This window comes from Caballeronia sp. DA-9 (genome assembly GCF_051615025.1).
Classification (GTDB): domain Bacteria; phylum Pseudomonadota; class Gammaproteobacteria; order Burkholderiales; family Burkholderiaceae; genus Caballeronia; species Caballeronia sordidicola.
Map to the genome: position 1 here is coordinate 1,206,762 of NZ_CP195131.1, position 19,882 is coordinate 1,226,643.

General features: G+C 62.5%; 16 protein-coding genes. 1 reads left to right on the top strand and 15 read right to left on the bottom strand.

The features are described from left to right. Positions 1–177: 177 nt before the first annotated feature. From ACRWA7_RS05340 to ACRWA7_RS05410, 15 genes are all read right to left on the bottom strand, one after another. Positions 178–963, bottom strand: a complete 786-nt coding sequence (locus tag ACRWA7_RS05340) for an SDR family oxidoreductase (RefSeq protein ID WP_438390367.1) — start codon at positions 961–963, stop codon at positions 178–180. An 89-nt stretch (positions 964–1,052) separates the two neighbouring features. Then, complete coding sequence (locus tag ACRWA7_RS05345) at positions 1,053–2,042, bottom strand: LysR family transcriptional regulator (protein ID WP_438390368.1); 990 nt, start codon at positions 2,040–2,042, stop codon at positions 1,053–1,055. 34 nt (positions 2,043–2,076) lie between these two features. Beyond that, positions 2,077–2,850: an SDR family NAD(P)-dependent oxidoreductase gene (locus ACRWA7_RS05350; protein ID WP_060819423.1), complete on the bottom strand. Its 774-nt coding sequence runs from the start codon at positions 2,848–2,850 to the stop codon at positions 2,077–2,079. Then, on the bottom strand, positions 2,837–4,174 hold the full coding sequence (locus tag ACRWA7_RS05355; RefSeq protein ID WP_060819421.1) for a dihydroorotase: 1,338 nt from the start codon (positions 4,172–4,174) through the stop codon (positions 2,837–2,839). The genes ACRWA7_RS05350 and ACRWA7_RS05355 overlap by 14 nt, the downstream gene beginning before the upstream one ends. A 36-nt stretch (positions 4,175–4,210) precedes the next feature. Continuing rightward, positions 4,211–5,857 carry a thiamine pyrophosphate-requiring protein gene (locus ACRWA7_RS05360; protein ID WP_438390369.1) on the bottom strand — a complete coding sequence of 549 codons (1,647 nt, stop codon included), beginning with the start codon at positions 5,855–5,857 and terminating at the stop codon, positions 4,211–4,213. A 43-nt stretch (positions 5,858–5,900) separates the two neighbouring features. Beyond that, a complete protein-coding gene (locus ACRWA7_RS05365) occupies positions 5,901–6,833 on the bottom strand; it encodes a polysaccharide deacetylase family protein (protein WP_060819417.1) in 933 nt (310 codons plus the stop codon). A 17-nt stretch (positions 6,834–6,850) separates the two neighbouring features. Beyond that, positions 6,851–7,876 carry an NAD-dependent epimerase/dehydratase family protein gene (locus ACRWA7_RS05370; protein ID WP_060819416.1) on the bottom strand — a complete coding sequence of 342 codons (1,026 nt, stop codon included), beginning with the start codon at positions 7,874–7,876 and terminating at the stop codon, positions 6,851–6,853. Positions 7,877–7,926: 50 nt separating this feature from the next. Continuing rightward, positions 7,927–8,679 carry an SDR family NAD(P)-dependent oxidoreductase gene (locus ACRWA7_RS05375; RefSeq protein ID WP_060819414.1) on the bottom strand — a complete coding sequence of 251 codons (753 nt, stop codon included), beginning with the start codon at positions 8,677–8,679 and terminating at the stop codon, positions 7,927–7,929. Positions 8,680–8,699: 20 nt separating this feature from the next. Next, positions 8,700–10,136, bottom strand: a complete 1,437-nt coding sequence (hydA, locus tag ACRWA7_RS05380; RefSeq protein ID WP_060819412.1) for a dihydropyrimidinase — start codon at positions 10,134–10,136, stop codon at positions 8,700–8,702. Next, positions 10,133–12,247 carry a dipeptide ABC transporter ATP-binding protein gene (locus ACRWA7_RS05385; RefSeq protein ID WP_438390370.1) on the bottom strand — a complete coding sequence of 705 codons (2,115 nt, stop codon included), beginning with the start codon at positions 12,245–12,247 and terminating at the stop codon, positions 10,133–10,135. Before ACRWA7_RS05385 ends, hydA begins: the two co-directional genes overlap by 4 nt. Beyond that, on the bottom strand, positions 12,235–13,110 hold the full coding sequence (locus ACRWA7_RS05390) for an ABC transporter permease (protein WP_060819410.1): 876 nt from the start codon (positions 13,108–13,110) through the stop codon (positions 12,235–12,237). Before ACRWA7_RS05390 ends, ACRWA7_RS05385 begins: the two co-directional genes overlap by 13 nt. 4 nt (positions 13,111–13,114) lie before the next feature. Further along, positions 13,115–14,134, bottom strand: coding sequence for an ABC transporter permease (locus ACRWA7_RS05395; protein WP_438390371.1), 1,020 nt, complete (start codon positions 14,132–14,134; stop codon positions 13,115–13,117). Positions 14,135–14,219: 85 nt separating this feature from the next. Further along, on the bottom strand, positions 14,220–15,908 hold the full coding sequence (locus tag ACRWA7_RS05400; protein WP_438390372.1) for an ABC transporter substrate-binding protein: 1,689 nt from the start codon (positions 15,906–15,908) through the stop codon (positions 14,220–14,222). A 160-nt stretch (positions 15,909–16,068) separates the two neighbouring features. After that, positions 16,069–17,082 (bottom strand): GlxA family transcriptional regulator, encoded by a 1,014-nt coding sequence (locus ACRWA7_RS05405; RefSeq protein WP_060819405.1) that lies wholly within the window; start codon positions 17,080–17,082, stop codon positions 16,069–16,071. A 251-nt stretch (positions 17,083–17,333) separates the two neighbouring features. Further along, positions 17,334–18,308, bottom strand: coding sequence for a LysR family transcriptional regulator (locus ACRWA7_RS05410; protein WP_438390373.1), 975 nt, complete (start codon positions 18,306–18,308; stop codon positions 17,334–17,336). Positions 18,309–18,487: 179 nt separating this feature from the next. Here ACRWA7_RS05410 and ACRWA7_RS05415 point away from each other — a divergent pair, with 179 nt between their 5' ends. Next, the gene (locus tag ACRWA7_RS05415; protein WP_438390374.1) at positions 18,488–19,864 is read left to right on the top strand and encodes an MFS transporter; all 1,377 of its coding nucleotides are present in this window, start codon (positions 18,488–18,490) and stop codon (positions 19,862–19,864) included. Positions 19,865–19,882 lie beyond the last annotated feature (18 nt).

Here is a 19,882-nt window from a genome sequence, read left to right on the forward strand (position 1 = left end):
CGAAGACAACGCAAGACTAAGTTGGAGGAAATAATGTCCCCGTGAAATACAGTATTGACGGAAATTCGTTGCCCATGATCCACAGTCCTGCTGTTAAACAACGTTCCAGATTTTTTCAACCAATCTGTAATGCTAACTAAACTCGACGCACCGCGAATCTCTCCGCGGTGTCAGGCCTTACACGCTTGCAATAAGCCCGCCATCCACCCGCATGATCGAACCGGTCACGTAAGACGCTGCCTCGCTGGCAAGAAATGCAACTGCCTGCGCGTACTCTTCAGGACGACCATAGCGTCCGAGCGGAATCGAATCCGTGCTTTCCGCTGAGACTTCTTCGGCGGTACGTCCTTCACGCTTCGCTTTCGCCTCGTCGAGAAAACGGATGCGGTCGGTGCCAATGCGGCCCGGCACCACGAGATTCGCCGTGATGCCGTCACGGCCGACTTCGCGGGCAAGCGTCTTCGACCAGCCGACCAGCGACATGCGCAATGCGTTTGAAACGGCCAGGCCGGCAATCGGCGCCACAACGCCCGACGACGCACTCGTCACCACGCGCCCCCATTGTTTCGCCTTCATGCCGGGCAGCACACGATCCGTCATGCCAATGACGGAAAGCACCATCGACCGGAAGTGGCGTTCCCATAGATCCGCGGGCTGACCGGACGCGGGCGTTGGCGGCGGGCCGCCCGTGTTGTTGATCAGAATATCGACCGTGCCGAAGCGTCGCTCGATCGCACTGACACGCGCGTCAATGACAGACAAGTCACCGAGATCCCATTCCAGCGGCAAGACCTGCGCGCCGGCCTCGCGCACGGCGTTGGCAACCGCTTCAAGTGCGGCCGGATTGATGTCCGCCACCACGACGTTCGCGCCTTCGTGGGCCAGAGCCAGCGCAATAGCGCTGCCCAGGCCCCCGCCCGCGCCGGTTACCAGCGCAATCTTGTTCCTGATTCCGAGATTCATGTTCTATCCGTTGTGTCCGGCAACCGTGCCGGGTTAGGTTGAAAAGCAGCCCGCGGGCCGATGATGTGAATCTGAACCGGCGCGGCTCGTCAGTGCGGATTGCATCCGTAAAAACGGCGGCCGGTCATCGTGTCCGCACGGTCGGACTGCACGTCTGGATTGAGCAGCAAGCGCTCGAGACGCGGCGTGTCTCGCCGGTAATGCGCCACTGAAAAATCGATAAACCGCCGCACGCGCGGCGTCATGTAACGGTGCCCCGAATAGAGCATCCAAAGCGTGCGCACGCCGCTCTCAAGTTCGAAGTCTTCAAGAAGCGGTATCAGCGAACCTTCCTGAATCTCGGCGGCGACCAGCGACGCCGGCAAGCGAGCGATGCCCAATCCGGCTTTTGCCGCCCGGATCAAGGTCAGCAGGTTTGACGAACTGAGAACCGGCCGCAGGAGTACGCGCTGGGCTCCGTATGCATCGCCGAATTCCCACGATCGCACACACGGATCGGAGGTCGTGAGTACGTCATGCCTGGCGAGATCCGCGGGTTGGACCGGCGCCTCTCTCTGGGCGAGATAGGCAGGCGACGCCACGATCGTGTCCCGCAGCCTGATGAGCGGACGGCATACCAGAGACGAATTGCGCAACCGCCGTTCGGCGACGAAACACGCGTCGTAACTGCCGACCGTGAGATCCTGCGTCGACGCAAAAACGGTGAGTTCGAAATCCACGCGCGGCTCGTTCTCACGGAACTTGCTGATCAGGTCGCTCAACTCGGCAGCAGCGAACGATTCGTGCGCCGCCACCTTCAATGAGCCTCCCGCCTCGCGTGCTGCCGAACAGACGTTGGCCTCGAGCGTATCGAGGTTGCGCAATACCTCGCGGCAGCCCTGCCAGTATTCGTGCCCCGCCTCGGTGAGCGACACACTCCGGGTTGTGCGGTTCAGCAGTCGCAGATTGAGATAGCTTTCCAACGTTGCCACACTGCGAGTCACCATGGCGACCGAAACCCGCAATTCCTTTGCAGCAATGGTGAAGCTAAGCGTCTCGGCGACCTTCCCGAACATGCGCATGGCGGAGAGTTGGTTCATGTCCTGCTACCCCCTAAACAGATAAACCGGCTGCCTAGCCCGCCATCCAGCCACCATCGACCATCAGATTGATGCCGGTGACAAAACTCGCGAGCGGACTGGCAAGAAACAACGCGGCGCCGGCAACGTCTTCCGGACGCCCCAGACGGGGCCAGGGGGTGCGTTGATGCGAATATTCCAGCGCACGCGGATCGTTGGCCGCGCCGGGCTTGCCAGTCACGATCTTTCCCGGCGCAACGGCATTGCAGACAATCAGGTCGCGCGCATGATCGACGGCGACCTGCCGTGTCAACTGCACCGTCCCGCCTTTGGTGACGCCGTAGGGGAAGTCGCCGGGTGAGGCCACCATGCCGTGCTGCGACGATATATTGACGATACGTCCACGCACTTCGTCGGCGGGCTCCTGTGTGAGCATCTGCTGAACCGCTCGCTTGCAACCGTTGAACATGCCCGTCAGATTCACCTGTACGACCTGTTCCCATTGCGTCTGGCTGGTCTCGACGAGGTTCGTGCTGGTATAGATCGCGGCGTTGTTGACCATCACGTCGAGACGGTCATAACGCTCCACCGCGATGGCGACAAGCCGGTCGACCTCGTCCCAGCGGGACACGTCGGTGGGCACGCTGATCGCAATTCCGCCCGCGCGCTCTATGGCGGCCTGCGTTGCCTCGCCGCCTTCTATCGGCGCGTCTCGCACGTCGGCGAGCACCACGCGCGCGCCCTCTGCGGCGTAACGGATGGCGATTGCACGGCCGAGCCCGGAACTCGCGCCCGTCACGACCGCCACCTTGTTTTCAAGCAAGCCCATGTTTCGACGCTCCTATAACCTTGCCTGCCGGCTCCATTGCCGCGGTCCGCCCATGTTCATGCATCAACATGCCGCGCAGATACACAGCCGTCAGCCGGCCGGGCACGCGCATTCCATCGAATGGGGTGTAGCCGGCACGCGACAACTGATCCGCGTGGGCAATATGCGTGTCGAGCCGCGGGTCGAGCACCAGAATGTCCGCGTCGTGCCCGCGTGCGAGCGAACCCTTCCGGTTGCCAATGCCGAAACGCCGCGCGGGATTGGTCGAGCACATGCGAACCAGCGCGGGCAGATCGATGTCGCCGCTCGCGACGAAATGCAGCATTGTGGCGAGCAACGTCTGCACACCGGGCATGCCGCCGGGAATGTCCGCGAAGCTTTCGTAGACCGCGGCCTTTTCCGCACGCGTATGCGGCGCGTGATCGGTTGCCACCATATCAATCATCCCGTCGCGCAATGCGGCCAGCAGCGCGTCGCGATCTTCCGGGGCGCGCGCCGGTGGCGACGCCTTCAGGTCGGCGCCTTGCGTTGCGTAGTCGCCTGCTGTGAACAGCAGGCATTGAGGAGTCGTTTCGATACTGACATCCGCAAGCCCACGCATGCGCCGGTACGTTGCAATGCCGAGCGCCGAATTGGTCTGCCTCACGTGAACGGGCGTCCGCGCTTCAGCAGCGGCCAGGATGATCTTCGCGATACCGGTCGCTTCCGCAAGCGGAGGCCGGCTTGCGAGAAACGCATCGATTCCGCCTTTCGCCACGGAGTTCAATATCGACTGGTCGCCGGGCGACACGCAAGCCAGCGTGTCCAGCGGCTTCACCAACTCAAGCGCGCGCATCAACAACGCCTGCGTGTCATGCAGATAAGCAGCGGGAACGTCGGCCGTGAAGATTTCAAACGACACCGGACCCAGCGCGCGGATCGCCTGCAGGTCGCTTGCGTCGCGGCGCAACGCGACCTGCAAGCCGACATCGACGTGCAATCGCCCGTGTGCAAGGCGTTGCTTGTCGACGAATGTGCCGACGCTGTCGGTCCAGGGATCGTCCGTTGGCATGTCCAGCAGCGTCGTGACGCCACCCGCCGCCGCCGCCCGCGTGCCTGACTCGAAATCTTCCTTGTGCGTCAAGCCGGGATCGCGCAGATGCACGTGCGCGTCGACCAGACCTGGAAGCAGGTAGCAGCCATCTACCCGGCGCACGGCCTTCGCGGCCGCCGGCGTTTCCGGATCGAGCAGCGCGGCCACGCGGCCGTCGGTCACGCACAGATCGGCGCACACCGTTCCGCTCGACTCGACAATGGCCGCACCGCGCAACACCAGATCAAACACGTTGGTTCTCCCAATGATTCTCCAACAGGCGGTTCATCAGCAGAGCCCCGCCAATCGACTTTCTTCATGCGTCACCACTTCGAGCAAGGCCGCGCGGCCGTCCCTCACCGTCGCGACGCAGCGCCGCAACGCGTCGCGTAACGCGCGCGGGTCGACGACGCATTCGCCATGGCCTCCGAGCGCTTGTGCAATGGGTGCATATTCTCCCGACACGCGATTGGCCTGATACTTCTTCGTCGCCACCGGCATGCTGGCGGCGTAGCCACCCAGTACGTGATTGCGCAACACAATGACGAGGACTGGCAGCTTGCAGCGCACCGCCGTTTCAAAATCGATGCCGACCATGCCGAACGCGGACTCGCCCATGACGGCCGCGACCGTGGCGTCCGGCCGCGCCAGTTTTGCGCCCATCGCAAAACCGAGACTGCTGCCGAGTTGCGTGGTCTTGCCCCATCCTAGATACCCGCGAGGCTCGGTGACGTCGTAAAACGGACTGAACTGGTCGCGCGGATTGCCGGCGTCGTGAGTCACGATGACTTTTTCGCGTTCGAGTACTTCCATGATTTCCCACACCAGCCGGTACGGGGAAATCGGAATGCCGCCTGCATTCAGAAGCGGCATCCACTCGTCCATGAACGTGCGCCGGCACGATGCAATCTCGCGCGTCAGGTCGCCGCCCACTCCGGTGCGTCCGGCCCATGCCGCTGGGTCATCGCGAACGCGCGCCAGCAATTGGCGCAGCACGGAGCGGCAATCGCCGACCACGCCGAGCGCGACCGGATAATCCTTGCCGAGATCGTCCGGATCGATGCTGATCTGCAAAACGCGCTTATTCGCCGGCACCGGCCGGATGTAGTACGACCGCGTGAGACTGCTGCCAAGCGCGAGAATCACGTCGGCCCGTTCGATAAAACGGTCCACCGTGGCCGGACGTGCGCGCCCCGCCGTGCCGAGCGCGAGCGGATGACGCTCGGACATCGCACTCTTTGCGTTCGGCGTGGTCATCACCGGGATATCCGTGAGCTCCGCGAATTCGGTGAGTTCCTGCGTTGCATGGGCGGCGAGCACGCCCTGCCCGGCCAGAATCACGGGATGCCGGGCCCCCAGCAACGCGTCCACGATCTCGTCGATTTCAGTGGCATCGGCTTGCGGCCGCGCGCGGCGCACACGCGCTTGATCGGATGCGCCGGCGCCGCATTCCTGCTCCAGCAGGTCCACGGGAAATTCGAGCAGCACGGGCGCGGGCGGCCCATTGCGCACCCGCCAGATAGCGCTATGCAGCAGTTGCGGCAGGTCTTCAGCACGCACGACCGACTCGCACCATTTGGTGATGTGCGCGAAATTACGGCGCGCTTCGAAGTTCGGCGCCACCGCCTCCGCCCCTCGCGGATAACCCGTCGGCAAGAACAGCACCGGCGCGCGGTCGTTCCATGCCTGCGCCACGCCGGCGAACGCCGCTTCGGCGCCGGGTCCGTATTGAACGGTGACGACTGTCAGGTCGTCGGTGGTCGTGGTCCGCGCGTGTCCCTCCGCAATATTGACGGCGACGCGCGGCGTGCGCGCGATCACCGGCGGAATATCGAGTTCCGCTGCCGCATCGAACAACCCGCTGCTCGGGAAGCCGATAATGTGTTTCATACCCTGCTGCTTGAGGATCGCGGCTACCGTTTGCGCTCCCTTCATTGCGCGCTCCGGTACGTCCACCGCATTGCTGGCACCGTCACGTTCAGGCTCCCTTGCGAAACAGCGCGTGGTTGGCAAGCCAGTGGCGCGCGATGTCCTCGCGACGCATGAAGACGGCTTGTCCCCGTGAACGCGCGACGTGTTCGATCACCTCCTTCACGCCTGACGCGCGATTGGGCTGCCCGCTCCAGCGCGCATGCACCGCGATGGTCAGCATCTTGCCGCCGGCTTCACCGGCTTCGTCGATCAGATAATCGATCGCGCAGCGGCAGTCCTCCGCAAAATCGCGCGGATTGCCATAGCCCGGCGCCATCAGATAACGGCTGTCGTTCAGCGTCTTCGAATACGGGACGACCAGCAACTCGCCACCATCATGTTTGACGAAATACGGAATATCGTCGTTGCACGGGTCGGAGTAGTACAGAAAGCCGCCCGATTCAATAATCAGGTCACGCGTATTCACGCTAGGAAACGACCGGCAGTTCCAGCCCGGCGGATGCACACCGAGTACTTCACGATAAAGGTCGATTGCCTCGCGCAATTGCCGCCCTTCTTCTTCGCGGCTCATGCCGGGATAGTCGGTCCAGCGCAAACCGTGACCGAGAAGATCGTGCCCGCGGTCTTTCATCCACGCCGCGACTTCGGGATTGCAGTGCAGCGCGACCGCACAGGCGGACACGGTGACGGAAATCCGGTAACGGTCGAACAATCTGGCAAGCCGCCACACGCCGGCGCGGCTGCCGTATTCGAAGTGCGTCTCCGTGCCAAGATCTCTCAGGTTCGGGCTCGCGCTGAGGTTGTACTCACCCCAGTTGTCGTTGCGGCCGTCCTCCAGCCATGAATATTCGGAACCCTCTTCGTACACCAGCACGAGATTGATCGCGACTTTGGCGCCGTTCGGCCAGGTCACGAACGGCGGCCTTGCGCCGTAGCCAATAAAGTCCCGCGCCGGGCCTTGCGTTTGAGTGTCGGTCATGAATACAGGTCTCTCGTTCAGGAACGGCTGGCGGCGAGCCAGTCCATATAGTCGTGAAAGGCGTCACGCCCTTCGCGCGGGCGCCAGTCCGTGTCACGCTCGATCCGGGCAATGTCATAAGCGCCCCACATGCCGGTTGCAAGCGCGGGATCCTGAATGACATTCGCCCCGCTTTCATCCGTCACTTCGTAGCGAACGCCAGGCACGCGATCCGCGGCCCAGCCAATGATCTCGCCGATAGTCGCCGTCACTCCGCTCGCGACGTTGTAATGCCGGTAACGCAGCCGCGAGGCCTCCGCGAGCGCGAGAATCGCGCGGGCGGCATCGACGGAATGCAGGTAGTCCCCGACCGGAGCGAGGTTGTTCGGCTTGATCACTTCGCCGTCCAGCGCCATCTGCGCGATCCGGTTTGGGACATGGCGGAAATTGCGGCTTCCGGTTGCCCGATCCATCGGCCCGTAGATGGACGAGAGCCGCACCGACGCCACCGACATTCCGAACAGGTCCGCGTAGCGATTGACGATCATCTCCGAGGCAAATTTGGAAATGCCGTACAGCGTGAGCGGCGCGACATAGCCGTCCTCTGGCAGCGGCTCGTCCGACCAGTCGGGACCGTTATGACGGTAGACCGACCCGGAACTGATGTAGATGAACCGCTTGAGCGCGGGATTCCGCCGCGCCCATTCCAGCACCTGCACAGTGCCCATCAGGTTGACATCGACAATGCGTAGCGGCGTCTGCGCTTCGGGCGGCAGGCGTGCTGCTTCCTCGGCGCTGCCACGCGAGATCGGCGTGACCGTCGCCCCGTGCACGACCGCCGAGATGTCGTGGAGATCGAGCTCGGCCGTCCAGCCTGCCGGATCGCGAACGTCTGCCTCGACAACCGTGAGCCGGTCGCGCACCGGCGCGAACCAGGCCTGCGCCGTGGTGTCCAGACCCGCACGATCGAGGATGACCGCGCGCCGCCCGGGATGGCGGTCGAGCCATTCACGGGCCACCACACTCATGACGAAGCCAGTCCCGCCTGTGATCAACAAGTTCATCTCATTGCCTGACAAAAATGGGGTTGTTTTGCGCGCGCGGCGCCTGCGAATCAGCGCGCCGTATAGCCACCGTCCACAAGCAGGTCGGTGGCGGTCACGAACGACGCGTCGTCGCTCAGTAAAAACGCCGTGCTTGCGCCGATCTCGTCCGGGCGGCCGATACGGCCCAGCAGATGCGCCGGGCCAAGCGCGATATCGGCTTCGTCGAGCGATGCAAACGAGCGCAACAGCCGCCCCGTGCGGACCGCGCCGGGCGACAGGCTGTTGACGCGGATGCCCGCGTCCGCGTGATCGACGGCCATCAGCCGCGCCAGGTGAATCAGCCCCGCCTTGGCCGCGCAATAGGCCACCGACCGGGACGCCGCCACATGGCCCATTTGCGACGCCACCAGCACGATGGAACCACCACCGCCCTCACGCATCTGCGGCACCACGAAGCGGCTCATCAAAAACGCCCCCGTAAGCGACACGCCGATTTCCTGATGCCAGTGCTCCGGCGCGAGGTCCTCAACGGAGCCGTCATGCCACGGTGCAGCGGCGTTATGAACGTAGCCGTCGAGCCGGCCGAATCTCGCACGTGTCAACGCAACTGCCGCGCGCGCCGATTCGATCTCCGTCACATCGCATTGCGCGGGCAGCGCGGCAGGGCCGAGCTGCGCGGCGACGCGCGCCGCGGCGTCACCGTCGAGGTCCGCACACACCACGCTCGCGCCTTCGGCAATGCAGCGCGCGGCGACCGCCACGCCGATATCGCTGGCCGCGCCGCTGATCAGCACGACCTTGTCTCGCAGACGATCGTTCATGTTCTCGTTCGTTAGGCGGCTCATGCTTCCAGCACCGGCGGCAACGTGGCCTGCCGCGCAAACGGACGGTCGGCGGCAATGAACTGGCCGCGTCCCGGCGTGGAGCTGACCTTGCCGTCGTGCCATACCACTTCGCCGCGAGAAATCGTGGTGACGGGCCACCCCTGCACCACCATGTTCTCGTAGGGCGTGTGGTCGGTCGCGTGATGCAACATGCTGTTGTTGATGGTCACTTCACGCTGCGCGTCCCAGATCGCAAAGTCGGCATCCGAGCCGATTGCGATCACGCCTTTCTTCGGATAAAGACCGTAGAGCCGCGCGGGCGCCGCAGCCGTCAATTCGGCAAATTGCATCAGCGACATGCGCCCGCCATTCACACCGGCGGAAAACAGTAAGGGCAGACGCGTTTCAATACCGGGCACGCCGTTCGGAATACGCGTGAACGGCGTGTCCAGACCTTCGGCGATCTTGTCGCGGTAGTGCCACGGCGAGTGGTCCGAGGAAAACACTTCGAGCGTGCCGTCCAGCAGCGCCCGCCACATTTCCGCCTGGTTCTCGCGCGGCCTCGGCGGCGGTGTACATACGCACATTGCGCCGGACAGATCGGGTGTGTCGATGTCCTCGGCCGCGAGAAAGAGATACTGCGGACAGGTCTCCGCATATACGGGCAAACCGCGTTGCTTCGCGCGCCGTATTTCGTCGGCCGCGCTTGCCGCCGAGACGTGGCAGATCAGAATCGGCGTTTCGATGACTTCGGCGAGACTGATCGCGCGGAAGGTCGCTTCGCGGTCGCCAATGGCGGGCCGCGAGAGTACGTGATAGCGCAGTTGCGTCTTGCGCGCCTTCAAGAAATGCTCGGTCAGCCAGCGAATGCAGGCGTCGTTCTCCGCATGCACCATGACCATCGCGCCTTCGCGCCGCGCCACGTTGAGCACTTCGAGAACTTCGTAATCGTCGAGCTTCAGCCCTTCATACGTCAGATAGATTTTCACCGACGTACAGCCCTGCGCGATCAGTTGCGGCAACTCTTCTTCCAGCAGCCGCGGCGTCGGGTCGCCCACGATCAGATGGAACGTGTAGTCGATATGCGCTTTCGGCCGCGCGCGCTCGTGGTAGTCGGCCACCACTTCGGCCAGTGATTGCCCGCGCATCTGCATGGCGAACGGAATGATCGTGGTGGTGCCGCCGCACAGCGCCGACAGCGTGCCGCTCTGAAAGTCGTCGGCGGTGGATCTGCCTTCCCATGGCTGCTGGTCCATATGGCAATGTGCGTCGACACCGCCCGGCAGCACGATGCGTCCCGCCGCCGAGACCTCTTGCCGTGCGGCAGGCAAGCCCGCTTCGATGGCGGCAATGCGTCCGTCGCGCACCCCGATGTCGACCTCGGCGGCGCCTTCAGGCAGCACAACCGTGCCGCCGCGAATCACGAGGTCAAAAGAAACTGTGCCGTCGCTCATGCGTGGGTCTCTCCGGTGACGCCTTGCTGAAAGACAGGGTGCATCGTGCGCAACTCCTCGAGGCTGATATGGCAGGCGATCTCGTGCGTGGGCGATGCCTGCCGGACCGGCGGCGCCACGGTGTCGCATATCTCGCCGACCTTGCGATGGCAGCGTGAAGCAAAGCGGCATCCTGGCGGCACGTTGACCGGGCTCGGCGTTTCGCCGGTCAGACGGATTCGCTCCTGCTGCTTGACCGACGCGTCCGGACTGTGAACGGCGGACAGCAACGCTTCCGTGTAAGGGTGATAAGGCGGGGCGAAAATCTCTTCGGCGAGTCCCTTTTCCATGATCCGGCCGAGATACATCACAACGATCCGGTCCGCGATATGTCGCACGAGCGCGAGGTCGTGGCTGATGAAAAGCAGCGTGTTCTCCTGCTCCTTCTGGATTGCCAGCAGCAACGTAATTACCGCGGCCTGCACCGACACGTCCAGTGCCGAGACGGGCTCGTCGGCCACGATCAGCGACGGATTGGTCGCAAACGCGCGGGCAATCGCAATGCGCTGCTTCTGACCGCCTGAGAGTTGGGACGGCCGGCGTTGCGCCAGTTCGGCAGGAAGCCGAACCAGTTGCAGCAATTCCTGCAAGCGCTTCTCGATCGCCGCCTTGTCCTTGTAGCCGCCGAACTTGCGCAACGCGCGACGGATCGGCGAGGCCACCGAATGAGAAGGATTGAGCGTGCTATCCGGATTCTGGAACACCATCTGGATGGATTGCAGCATGTCGCGTGAACGCTTCTTCGCCGGCACCTGGGCGAGTTCGACACCTTCATACTGAATCGAGCCCGAGCTCGCCCCTTCAAGGCCGACCAGCATGCGTGCCAGACTGGACTTGCCGCAGCCGGATTCGCCGACGAGTCCCATGATCTCGCCCTTGCCCACCTTGAACGACACGGATTCGTTGGCCTGCACGGTGCGGCGTCCGCCGTTGAGCAGATATTGCTTGGACACGCCGGTAACCGACAACGCCGTTTCATCGTGAACGCTCAGTGCCGCCTCGCCGTTCACCGCGACGGCTTCGCGCGTGAGGTCCTGCCAGCGCACGCATCGGACCAGATGGCCGTCGCCGCCAGCCGGCGCCAGGGCGATGGCGTTTCCGCCGCACGTGTCCTTCTGAAAGTGAGCGCAGCGCGGCCCGAACCAGCAACCCGCTGGACGCTCTGTCGGCAAGGGCAAATGACCTGGAATCGGCGACAGCGCGCGCACGCCCTTCGGGCTGCCGATGCGTGGAATGCAGCCGAGCAGTCCTTGCGAATACGGATGACGCGGCTGGCGAAAAAGTGTTTGCGTGCCGGCTTCCTCGACCATCTCGCCCGAGTACATGATGCCGACCCGGTCGCAGGCGCTCGCGATCAAGCCGAGATTGTGCGAAATGTAGAGAAGGCTCGTGCCGTACTGTTTGCGCAGGTCCGCAATCAGGTCCAGGATCGCGGCCTCCACGGTGACGTCGAGGCCGGTCGTCGGTTCGTCGAGCAGCAGCAAGGCCGGCCGCGCGAGCAACGCCATCGCGATGACGATCCGCTGCTGCTGGCCGCCCGATAGTTGATGCGGAAAGCGCTTGAGCATGGCCAGCGGATCGGGCAACCGCACGTTCTCGAGCATGCTCGCCGACAGCTCGCGCGCCCGCGCCCGTGAAGAACCCAGATGCCGCATCGGCACTTCGGCGAGTTGCGAGCCGATGGTCTTGACCGGATTGAGCGCGCTCATCGGTTCCTGATACACCATCGCCACGCGCCGGCCGCGAATGGTGCGCAGCTTTTGCGGGCTTGCGCCGACCAGTTCCTCGCCTTCGAAGCGGATGCTGCCGTTCGTCACGAGCCCGATCCCGCCAAGGTAGCCCATCACCGCCATGGCGGTCGTGGTCTTGCCGCAGCCCGATTCGCCGACGAGCCCATAGCTCTCGCCCGGCGCAATGCTCAGCGACAGGTTCGGCACGGCGACCACAGACTCGTGGCGGCCGCGATACTCGATGCGAAGATCGCGAATGTCGAGCAGCGGCGTACTGCCGGACGAAGCTGCGCGACGATTTCCCAGCACGCCTGAATCGACGATGGCATTCATGGCTTCCATGCCTCCCTCATTCCGTCGGCCAGCAGGTTGAATCCAAGTACGAGGCTCACGATGGCGACCGACGGTGCGATCGACATCAGCGGCCAGACATTGATCACGGTCGTCGTTTCGCGGACCATGCCGCCCCAGTCCGGATTGGGCGGAGGAAGGCCGAGCCCGAGAAAACCGAGCACGCCGATTGTGATGATCGTGTAGCCGATACGCAGGCACGCATCGACGAAAAGCGGACCACGGCAGTTCGGCAACAACTCGCAAACGATGATGTAAAACGTGCTTTCCGCGCGCAGACGCGCCGCCGCCACGTATTCCTGCTGCTTGAGGTCGAGCACCAGGCCTCGCACGATCCGCCCGATACCCGGCGCCGACGCAATCGTGGTCGCCAGCACGATGTTGCCCACCGACGCACCCACGTTCGCAATCAGGATCACGTAAAGCACGAGCACCGGAAACGCCAGCACCAGATCGGAAAAACGGTCGACGATCGCTTCGATCCAGCCGCCGAAATAGCCTGCCAGCATGCCGAGCGTAATGCCGGCGAGCATGGCGACCGCGACCGACAGCGGCGCCACCAGCAACACGGTCCGCGCGCCGAAGATCAGGCGCGACAGAATGTCCCTGCCGAGAATATCGGTGCCGAGCCAATGCGCCGCCGACGGCGTTGGATCGGCCATTGCCATCGCGTCCTGAGCGGTGGGCGACGGCAGCGGCAGCACCGGCGCGAGCACCGCCGCCACGATCCAGAACACGATCAGCGACAAGCCGGCCACCGCGGTGGGAGAACTGAACAGACGCGTCCATGCTCGCCGCGGAGCGCGTGACGTCCGCACCGTGAGCGGCACGACGCCGGGATCAATGGAAGACATGGGATTACCTCACACGGATGCGTGGATTGAGCAGCATGTAGCCGAGGTCGCCAAGAAACTGCGTCACTACAGCGACAAAAACCGTGACCAGCGTGGCGGCTTCGAGCGTGGCAATGTCGCCGAACATGCTGGAGTCGAGCAGCATCCGGCCAAAGCCCGGATAAGCGAAGACCATTTCAGTCACCACCACGCCGCCAATCAGGAAGTTGATCTGCAGCAGCAATACCGTGAACGGCGCGATCATCGCGTTTCTCAACGCGTGCCCAAGAATCACCTGGCGCGGGTTCAGGCCTTTGAGAATCGCCGTGCGGATGTAAGGCTTTTCCATCACGCCGATCATCGAGACGCGAATCATCCGCGCGACGTAGCCGAAGTCGTAGAGCACAAGTACCGCGACCGGCAAAACCAGCTGCGACGCAATCGACCATCGGCCGCCTTCGCTGGCGTCGAGCGGACTGGTGCCCGGCAGAACCGGCCAGAGGATCACGAACAGCGTCACCAGAAAGACACCGGACGCGAACTCCGGAATCGAGGTGAAGGTGATACAGACTACGGAAAGAATGCGATCGAGCGGCCCTCCTTCCTTGAGCCCCGACAAAATGCCGAACAGCATGGAAAGCGGAACGATCAGCGCGAACGCAATGCCCGCGAGAATTGCCGTGTGCCCCAGACGCTTCCACATCACGTCGTTGACCGGGAGTTTATAAAGCGTCGAATAACCGAAATTGCCGAAGTACCGCGAGCCGCGCGGATCGGTGAAACCCAGCCCGTTCGCGGGATCCTCGAGCGGGTCGGGCATTACACCGGCGAGCACGCCGAGCCAATGCCCGTACCGGACCATCAACGGGTCGTTCGCGTGCATGCGTTGCGACAGCAGATCGACTTGCTGCTGCGTAGCGTACGGCCCGAGCGTGCGGCGCGCCACGCTGCCAGGCGTGAACTCCGATACGGCGAAGACAACGAACGATGCGCATAACATCGTCACGATCATCAACGTAATGCGCTTAGCGAGAAATGAAGCCATGACGGCAAAAACCCATAGTTGGTACGTTCATGCGAGTTCGGGCCGCGCGCGGATGCACGTTGCCGGATGCGCGCGTTGAATCGGCTCAAGCGCCCACGGCGCACTGATTCGCGAAGATGTATTGCGACGGATGCACCGAGAAGCCTTTCACCTTCTTGTCCATGACTGTCGAGAACGCACGCCAGAACGGCTGCACGATCGGGCCGTCTTCCTGCATCAGCTTTTCGATTTTCGCCATCACGAGGCTGCGTTTTTTCGGATCGAGAATTCCGTCCGCCTGATCGAGCAGCGCGTCGAATTCAGGGTTCGCGTAGCCCGACTCGTTCCACGCCGCGTTGGTCCGGTAGGCAAGCGACAGCGTCATCACCCCAAGCGGCCGATGCCCCCAGCCCGTGAGACTGAACGGCACCTTTGTCCAGACTTCCCAGTATTGGGCGCTTGGCAGCGGTTTGATGTTCACCTTCACGCCAATATCCTTGAACTGTTCTGCAAGTGCCTGAACCGTGTTCAATTCCCAGATCGGGTCGGGACGGGTCACCATGTCGATTTCGAAACCGTTCGGATAACCCGCGTCGGCCAAAAGCTTTTTCGCCTGCGCGACGTCGCGGCCATACTTCGGCAATGCGTAGTATTCCGGATGAACGGGCGCGACGTGATGGTCCTCCGCCGATGTCCCCGCGCCGAGCAACGACGTGGCAATGATTCTCTGGTGATCGATCGCAAGCTTCATCGCCTTGCGCACGCGCGCGTCGCCGAGAATCTTGTGATCCACGCGCATTCGCGCCACGCCCGTCTGCGAGGTCAGCACGCTATAGGGCTGGACGTGCGGCAGACGCTTCATTGCATTCACCTGAACCGCGTCGGCTTCGGAGAGACCGTCGACCTGGCGCGACGCCATCGCCGAGATACCCGCGCCCGCGCTGTCGCCGAGATCGACGAACTCGAACGAATCCAGATAAGGGCCGCTGCCCCAGTAGTCTTTGCGCGCCTTGTACACCGCGCTCTTGCCAACCGTGTACGAAGTCAATTCGAACGGACCCGTGCCGTTGCTGCCGGCGCCGAACAGGCCCTTGTCCGCCGGATCGGTGATGAACATCGCGTAGTGAAACAGGTGTTCCGGCACTGCGATTTGCGGTGCGAAACAGTTCAGCCGGACCGTGAGGTCATCGACCTTTTCGATCGCATGATCGGACCAGATGCGGCTCGCCTTCTTGGGTTTGCCGCTCGCGTCCTTCTGGCCGGAGTCGTATTCCTGAACGAGATAACCGGTGAACAGCCCCAACTGCGACGAACCCACCGCCGGATCGCAGACGCGCTTGAGATTCCACACCACGTCGTCCGCATTCAGCGCGCGTCCGTTGTGCCACTTCACGCCCTTCCGGATATGCAGCGTCCAGGTCTTCAGGTCTTCACTGACCTCCCAGCGTTCAAGCAGATACGGACGCGTGATGTTGTCGTTGCCCGTGAACGTCAGAAACTCGCAAACCTGCCGAATCACATTCGACTTCTCGGCGAAATCCGCCTGGTGCGGACTCTTGATTTCCATGCAGCGCATGCCGATCCGCAGATGCCCGCCCTTGGGCAGCGCATCGGCGGCCTGCGCGTCGCTGATAAACGGATTGGCTTCGCCGCTCAGCTTGTACGCCGCCATGGCCGACAATCCAAGCAAGGTTGCAGTGCGTAGAAAGTGACGCCGCGAGACGTTCCCGCTTTTGAGGTCGCCGATAAGAACGGGAATGTAAGGATGCGGCGTTGCTTCGGAATCGTTGGACACTACGTGGTCTCCGGATAAATGAGGAAGCGGGCATGAACGACTGAGTGAAGGTTAAGTCGATTCAAGTTTTGGACAAAAACGCAAATGCGACATTTCAGGTACAAAAAGCGACATCGCGCATTTTGCACGGCGGCGATTGCAAAAAGATGAGCGCGCCAGGTCAGGCGATCGACGCGCGCCGCGCCATCCCGCCTTGACGCACTTCCCGGGGCGTGCTGCCGTAATGCGTCCGATACAGCCGGCCGAAGCGCGCCGCCGACATATAGCCGCAGATTTGCGCTACGTCGGAAATGGACAGATCCGTCTGCAGAATCAGGTCGTGCGCGCGGGCCATGCGCAGACCGGCATAGAAGGCCGACGGGGTCGTGCCGAGATGCGTGACGAACAGGCGTTCGATCTGCCGGGTCGACAATTGCACGCGCCGCGCGAGCACTTGAAGATCGACGGGATTCTGGATGCTCGACTCCATCACCTTGACGATTTCGAGCAGTTTGGGATTGCGGATGCCAAAGCGCGTTTGCGCCGGCAGGCGTTGCGCCGAATCCTGCTGTCGAATCTCCGGGTGATTAAACTGGTCGGAAATCGCATTGGCAATATCACGGCCTTTGCTCGCGGCAATGACGTACAGCATCATGTCCAGCGTCACCGTGCCTCCCGACGACGTAATGAACGGACCGTCCACCGCGAAGATGGCATTGGACGCCACGCTGCGCGGAAACTCCTCCTGGAAGGCCGCGAGCAGTTCCCAGTGAACGGCGCAGCGGCGCCCGTCGAGCAGGCCCGCTTTCGCGATCATGAACTGACCCGCGCAAATACCGCCGAGCACGCAACCCCGGCTATGCACCGAGCGCAGCCACTTGAACACCGCCGGTTTGTAAGCTTTCGCGTGATTCAGCCCCGCGCAAAGGATGACCAGATCGCACGGAGGCATGTCGGCAATCGCATGATCGATTGGAATCGGAACGCCTGCGCTCGAATGAACAGGCGCACCGTCAATGGATAGAAAGCTCCACTTGTATAGAGGCCGCCCTGCAATGCGATTTGCCTGGCGCAGCGGATCGACCGCGGCGCCGAAGGTCATCATCGGGAAATCAGGGACTAGAAAGAATCCGACGCGCAGCGGTTCAGCCGCCGCTGCGATCATTTCGAGAGCGTTCTCGGAGGCTTGTTCCATCGTCGGGTAACCGGTCAGCGTTTTGAGGTGTCGAGTAACTTGCCTTCGTTGGAGGACCGTTGTCAACGCCGATCAGAAAGAATGCGGATCTGCGCGACAAGGATGGATGACAGCGCCACTGCGCAATGTCGGGCAGCATGGAGTCCGCTGCGCTCGCCATTCAAGCTTTACACGAACAATATTCCGCGTGCTCGACGCCGAACGATCACGCAACGTCTGGGCAACGCTGCGCAGCGCCCAAGCGAGCGCCACTACTCGTCGGAAGCTTCTTCGTCCATAGGCACATACGGTCTCAACCAGGCGTGCGCGTCCAGCAGCCCGTCAAGCGCCGCGCTCACGGCATCGGCGATCGCATTCGAGAGCGTGAGAAATTCGCCGCGTCGCGTGACGAGGAAGATCGAGCGCAGGGAATTACCTTTATCGATAGGAACGAGGGTAATGGCGTCGGCAAAGCGGGTGCCTGTCTGCATCAGGCAGGTTGGCGTTGTAATGGCCCATCCCAAGCCCTGCGCCACGAGCAGCGTCATGGTGTCGGCGTGGTCGACCTCGAGCTTTCGCTGCGCGTCGATATTGTTGTATCGCAAGATTCGCTCTATGCGGATACCGAGCGTGGACGTCCGGCTAAAGCGGATAAACGGCAACGAAGCAGCAAGCGTGTGCAACGTCGGCGACAGGCTTTCGGTACGCTCGCCACGGCCCGCGATGGCAACGAAGCTTTCCTGGTAGAGCAGTCGATGCTCGAACGCGGGATGATCGACGAAAGGGTTGGTGGAAATGATCATGTCGAGATCGCGCCCAAGCAACGCTTCTTCCTGCGCGGTCGCCATGCCGATCTGCACGGACAATGCGCTGGTACGCGCCGCCAGCATTCTGATGAGACTGGGGCCGATCGTGTTGGCTACGGAGTCGATCATGCCAATGCGCAAATACGACCCTTCGGACTTCGACACTTCGGTTGCCTGCGCCTTCATGCGGCGTGCGAGCGCAATAAGGGGTTCCGCGTTTTCGCTTATATACAGGCCCGCGGGCGTCAGCGACAGCGGCCGCCTTGCCCGGTCGATCAATACCAGTCCGAGCGATTGTTCGAGTTGCGCCGTGGTCTGTGACACAGCGGACTGGCTGATTCCCAGCACGCCGGCCGCAGCCGACATGCTGCCCGTCGATGCAACAGCGAGAAACACATCGAGCTGATAAAGATCGACCGGGCGGTCCTGTTGCCTGCTCACAGCACTCTCGCCACATGTGCGCCGACCTCGGCTCTCTGTGTCCATCGCGTGAAAATGGCTTTCCGAAATGTGTGCATAAGAATTCCTTATTCGGCCGGCGCAGCGGGACGCATCGACCGCGCGATCCTAAAATTGCCAACATTATTTTACAGAAAGCAATCGCACGGAGACCAACATCCATGAATATGTCCACGCAGGCACCTGCAGCAAGTGGAACCGCTGCAGCGCCTTCCTCCACGCCCTCCACCGTCGCGTTCGAAAACGCGCCGCTCACGCCGTTTCACTTGCGCGTCACGTTCGCCGGCACGGGCGGCCAGTTCAGCGACGGCTTCGTGCTTGGAATTATTGGCATTGCGCTCGCCATTGCCACGCCGCAGCTTCATCTGAACGCCGTGTGGCTGGGCATTCTCGGCGCGGCTTCCCTTGCGGGGCTGTTTGCCGGGAGTCTGTTTGCAGGCTCGTTTGTAGACCGTTTCGGACGGCGGGCGCTGTTCAACTACGACATGGCGCTGTTCGCGCTGATTTCGGTGGCGCAGTTCTGGGTGACGAGTCCAACGCAACTGCTTGTGCTGCGCCTGCTGCTTGGCATTACGCTCGGCTTCGACTATGTCGTGAGCAAGGCCCTGGTGGTCGAATATTCGCCGATACGGCTGCGCGGACGGCTGCTTAGCTGGCTTGCCATTGCATGGGCGCTCGGCTATGCATGCGCGTACGTGGTCGGCTATCTGCTCAGGGATCGCGGTCCTGATATCTGGCGCGTGATGCTGCTCTCGAGCGCAATACCCGCGGCAATCGTGTTCCTGTTTCGCGTGCGCATACCGGAGTCGCCGCTGTGGCTGCAACGCAAGGGCAGGACCGCCGAAGCGCTGGCGATCATCCGCGAGAATATTGGCGCGAACATTGTTTTGAACCGTGCCGCCGAAAGCACGGCGGGCGCACAAGCAAGCTCGGACGCGGGCACGACGGTCAGCCGACTGTTTTCCGCGCAGTGGCGCACGCGGCTTTTCATCGCTTGCTTCTTTTACATGTGCCTTGTAATCCCCTATTTTTCGCTCGGCACTTTCTCGCCGATGGTATTCGCGTCGCTGCACATTCAGGACAAGTTTCTCGCTGGCCTGATCTACAACGTCTTTCTGTTGTTCGGCACGGTTGCCGGTGCGCTCGTTGTTGACCGGATCAGCAGGCGCGCATTTTTGCTGTGGGGCTTCTTCCTCTCTGCAATCGTGCTTGCGTGCCTGTCGTTCGGTTCGCATCTTCCGGGGTCGGCCGTGGTGCCTTTGTTCGCCATCTTCGCACTCGTATTGAGCGGCACCAACAATCTTTGCTTTCTCTATCCGCAGGAGTTGTTCACAACCGAGCTTCGCGCGACCGCGCTGGGATTTGCCGTTGCCGCAAGCCGCGTGGGGTCGGCGGTCACGACGTTCCTGTTTCCGAGCATCGTCGCGACTTATGGCGGTCAGGCCGCGGTTTATCTTTGCGTCGCGGTGCTGGCGGCGGGTGGCGTGGCATGCGCGATCTGGGCGCCCGAGACACGCCATGCGTCGCTCGAAAGCTGACACAGGACTCTCCAGGAA